Source organism: Sulfitobacter sp., assembly GCF_041552635.1.
Classification (GTDB): domain Bacteria; phylum Pseudomonadota; class Alphaproteobacteria; order Rhodobacterales; family Rhodobacteraceae; genus Sulfitobacter.
Window position 1 is genome coordinate 1 of record NZ_JBFEKM010000262.1, and the last position, 3,834, is coordinate 3,834.

General features: G+C 54.7%; 4 protein-coding genes and 2 pseudogenes. All 6 read left to right on the forward strand.

The annotated features are described in order from the left end of the window. Window positions 1–621 (forward strand): annotated as a pseudogene (locus ABYT07_RS19630) (ornithine carbamoyltransferase subunit F); the annotation flags it as partial. 2 nt (window positions 622–623) lie between these two features. Continuing rightward, entirely contained in the window at window positions 624–1,541 is a 918-nt protein-coding gene (locus tag ABYT07_RS19635) for a carbamate kinase (protein ID WP_372993704.1), read from the forward strand. Then, window positions 1,538–2,041 carry a c-type cytochrome gene (locus tag ABYT07_RS19640; protein ID WP_372993705.1) on the forward strand — a complete coding sequence of 168 codons (504 nt, stop codon included), beginning with the start codon at window positions 1,538–1,540 and terminating at the stop codon, window positions 2,039–2,041. Before ABYT07_RS19635 ends, ABYT07_RS19640 begins: the two co-directional genes overlap by 4 nt. 60 nt (window positions 2,042–2,101) lie before the next feature. Then, entirely contained in the window at window positions 2,102–2,794 is a 693-nt protein-coding gene (locus ABYT07_RS19645) for a CBS domain-containing protein (RefSeq protein WP_372993706.1), read from the forward strand. 77 nt (window positions 2,795–2,871) lie between these two features. After that, window positions 2,872–3,558: a DUF6629 family protein gene (locus ABYT07_RS19650; RefSeq protein WP_372993707.1), complete on the forward strand. Its 687-nt coding sequence runs from the start codon at window positions 2,872–2,874 to the stop codon at window positions 3,556–3,558. Between the two features lie 39 nt (window positions 3,559–3,597). Then, window positions 3,598–3,834: pseudogene (locus tag ABYT07_RS19655) on the forward strand (hypothetical protein); the annotation flags it as partial.

Here is a 3,834-nt window from a genome sequence, read left to right on the forward strand (position 1 = left end):
AACGGTCTAACAGATGAATTCCATCCGACCCAAATTCTCGCAGACTTTCTCACCATGAGCGAACATTCGGACAAGCCCCTGAGCCAGATCGCCTTTGCATTTCTGGGGGATGCGGGGAACAACATGGGCGACAGCCTGTTGATCGGCGGGGCCAAGATGGGCATGGATGTGCGCCTGTGTGCTCCTGAAACTTTATGGCCCGAGCAAGCGATCCGCGACGAGGCCGATGCCATCGCCACCGAGACCGGCGCACGGATCACGCTGACCGAGGACGTGGATGCCGCCGTAGAAGGCGTCGATTTCATCTACACCGATGTCTGGGTTTCGATGGGTGAGCCGAAGGAAAGATGGGCAGAACGGATCGAGTTGCTGACGCCCTATCAAGTGAATGCCGACGTTATGGCACGAACAGGCAATCCGAGGACGAAATTCATGCACTGCCTGCCCGCCTTCCATAATGCCGACACCGAGGTGGGTGCCGATATTGAAGCAAAATTTGGCATCACAGCGATGGAAGTCACCGAAGAGGTGTTCGAAAGCCCCGCCTCCATCGTATTTGATCAGGCCGAAAACCGGTTGCACACCATCAAGGCCGTTCTTGTCGCTACGTTGGGGGCCTAGGCATGTTGGTGGTCGCAGCCCTGGGGGGCAATGCCCTGTTGCAACGCGGGCAGCCCATGACCGCAGAGAACCAACGTAAGAATGCGCTGGTTGCGGCACAGGCCCTGGCCGATGTCGTGCGCGCGGGGCATCGGTTGGTAATTACACATGGCAACGGGCCGCAAGTTGGCCTTCTCGCCCTTCAGAATCCTGCGAAAGATGGTTATCCACTGGATGTACTGGGTGCGGAAACGGCGGGAATGATCGGCTATCTGATCGAACAGGAGCTTGAAAATGTCCTGGACCATGATCGCCCCGTCGCCACGCTGCTGACACAGGTCGTGGTTGACCGCAATGATCCGGCGTTTGGGGATCCGACCAAGTTTGTAGGGCCGGTCTATGACCACGAACAGGCACAAGCCATCGCCAGCGCAAATGGATGGCACATCGCGCAAGATGGCGCAAAGTGGCGCCGTGTAGTAGCCTCGCCCGCCCCGATGGAAATCCCCGATACCCGCGTCATCCAACTGTTGCTGGATGCGGGCGTTGTTGTCATTTGCACAGGTGGTGGCGGCATCCCGGTGATCCGACAGCACGATGGCAGTCTGATCGGGATTGAGGCGGTGGTAGACAAAGACGCGTCAAGCGCCCTGCTAGCCCGGTCGCTGGGTGCGGATGTGCTTTTGTTGCTGACCGACGTTGATGGTGTTTATCAGGATTTCGGGTCCGACACCGCCATGAAACGCCCATGGCTCTCACCCAAAGACGCCCTGCATTTCGATGCACCTGCTGGCTCGATGGCCCCAAAATTGGAGGCCGCAGCAGCCTTTACATCAGCGGGTGGTTTGGCGGGGATCGGACGATTGCAGGACGCAATTGAGATCATGGACGGAAATGCCGGAACGCAAGTATCAAACGAAATCGGAGGGAATGCACAATGAACGCTATTGGACACAACACGGCGACAATCAGCGCGGGGGTCATAGCAGTTGCCCTGTCGACTTTCGGGACTTTTGCAACAGCCGCATCCCACGCGACACAGATCTTTGAAACCACAGTTGAAAGCAGCTTAACTCTCCCGGAAATGAACGCCACCAACGGCCGGTTTTTATTCGGCTCCAAGGCCTGCGTCGTCTGTCATTCAGTGAACGGTATCGGCGGTGAAGATGCACCGATGCTGGACGCCGAATTCATGAACCAGCCAATGAACCCGTTCGATTTCGCCGCGAAAATGTGGCGCGGTGCTGAGGTCATGGTGATAATGCAGCGCGAGGAGCTGGGCAATGTGATCGAGATATCAGGACAGGAACTGGCCGATATCACAGCTTTTGTTCACGACCGTGAGGAACAGGCAAGGTTCTCGATCACAGATGTTCCCGAAGACATTCAGGAATTGATGGATCATCTCAAAGCAGAAGAGCTCGGTGTGCCCCACGACTGAGCGTAGCCCCCAGATCTGGCAGGTCTTCTGCCGACTATCATCGCAGAAAAGGAGTTCAGAATGCAAGCTCAAGACATCATGACGAAAAACGTCATATCCGCGGCCGTTGATACGACTGTGGAACAAATCACAGCGCTTATGATGAAGAACCATATCAGCGCGGTACCCATCCTTGATGGGGACGGGACGGTCATCGGTCTAATCAGCGAGGGCGATCTTATGCGCCGGGTTGAAGGATCAGGCGATGCCCATAAATCCTGGTGGCTCTCGCTGTTTTCCGGACACGAAAATATGGCGCGGGACTTCATTGCCATGCGCACTCGCCGAGCCACGGATTTGATGACCCACGATATTGAGGTCGTGTCTCCGAATACACCTGTCGCAGACATTGCGCGTCTGCTTGAGAAAAAACGTATCAAACGCGTTCCAGTGGTCGAGAATGGCAAGATCGTTGGTATCGTCAGTCGTGCCAATTTGATGCAAGCCCTTGCGAGTACGCAAAGGGTAACGCTTGAGCCATCGACATCCAATCGCGAAAAGCGCGAGATTGTCATGGCGGCACTGGGACAGGTTCCGGGGCTCAATCCTGCGCATCTGAACGTCGTGGTCGAAGGTGATCGCGTTGATGTTTGGGGACTTGCAGATTCGGATGCTGAGGAAAAGGCTGCTTGGGTGGCGCTGGACAACATTGAGGGTCTTGGTGAGGTCTCAGTCAGCCTTGGGCGGATACAGAACATAGCGTACTTAGGTTAGTGACTGACCCAAAACGCTTCCCGTTCTAGGGCACGAAACTGCACCTGAAGAAATCAAAACCACAAAGAGAGCCCAATATGTGCCTTTCAGCAGAAGTCAGCTTTACTGCCAGTGTCCTTCTTGTGGCAGGTGGTACATTCGCCACCTGGAAAGCAAGGCAGATCAATTGGCGGTATATTCCGGTCGCCTTGATGCCGCTGTTCGCCGGCATTCAGCAATTCATGGAAGGCCACGTCTGGATCGGTATGAATACAGGTAATCCCGACATGGTCCTCTGGGGGGCGTTAGGGTTCATTTTTTTCACATGGTTCATGTGGCCGATCTGGATACCCATCTCTGTCTATGTGCTGGAACCGCCCGACAGCCCGCGCAAAAAGCTCTTCTTGGGTTTTGCGGCAATCGGGATTGCGTTTGGACTGCTGCTTTACATCCCCCATCTGATCAACCCTGAATGGGTCAGGGTAACAGTCAATCAAGATTCACTGGCCTATGAAGGCATGATGCTACTGGATTATATGATGCCGCGCTGGGTGACCTATCTCATCTATCTGACCCTGATCATCGCGCCACCGTTGCTGTCACGCTATCTGCACATGCGGTATTTCGGCGGCACCATCATCGCCGTTGTGGTGGTGGATAGTCTGTTGCTGCGCTATGCCTATATTTCGTTCTTCTGCCTCTTGGCGGGTCTTGGTACACTGCACCTGATCTACATCATCTTGCGCAATAAATGTGCGCGCGAATGCCCGATGCTGTTTGCCTGATATACGCTTGGGCAAGTTCATCCAATCAGGAGCGTCTCTTTGCTTTTTTCACTAATTCTTGCAGTTATCGCCATCGTTTCGAGTAGTTGGATACATCTTGCGGTCATGCGGTGGGTATCGGTTGGCATGGCAAAGATACCTTTGGAGCCGTTCAATCGTGTCATGATGGCCGTACTGATCCTGTTTTTCGCGCATTTCGCCGGAATAGTTGTCTTTGCAGGCATGTTTGGCGTCGGTCACCAGCTTTTGAGCATCGGCGGGTTTTCCGGTGATGGC

Excerpts from the sequence above, each read along its gene's own strand:
- ABYT07_RS19635 (WP_372993704.1), top strand. The coding sequence starts at position 624 with ATGTTGGTGGTCGCAGCCCTGGGGGGCAATGCCCTGTTGCAACGCGGG.
- ABYT07_RS19645 (WP_372993706.1), top strand. The coding sequence starts at position 2,102 with ATGCAAGCTCAAGACATCATGACGAAAAACGTCATATCCGCGGCCGTT.
- ABYT07_RS19640 (WP_372993705.1), top strand. The coding sequence starts at position 1,538 with ATGAACGCTATTGGACACAACACGGCGACAATCAGCGCGGGGGTCATA.
- ABYT07_RS19650 (WP_372993707.1), top strand. The coding sequence starts at position 2,872 with ATGTGCCTTTCAGCAGAAGTCAGCTTTACTGCCAGTGTCCTTCTTGTG.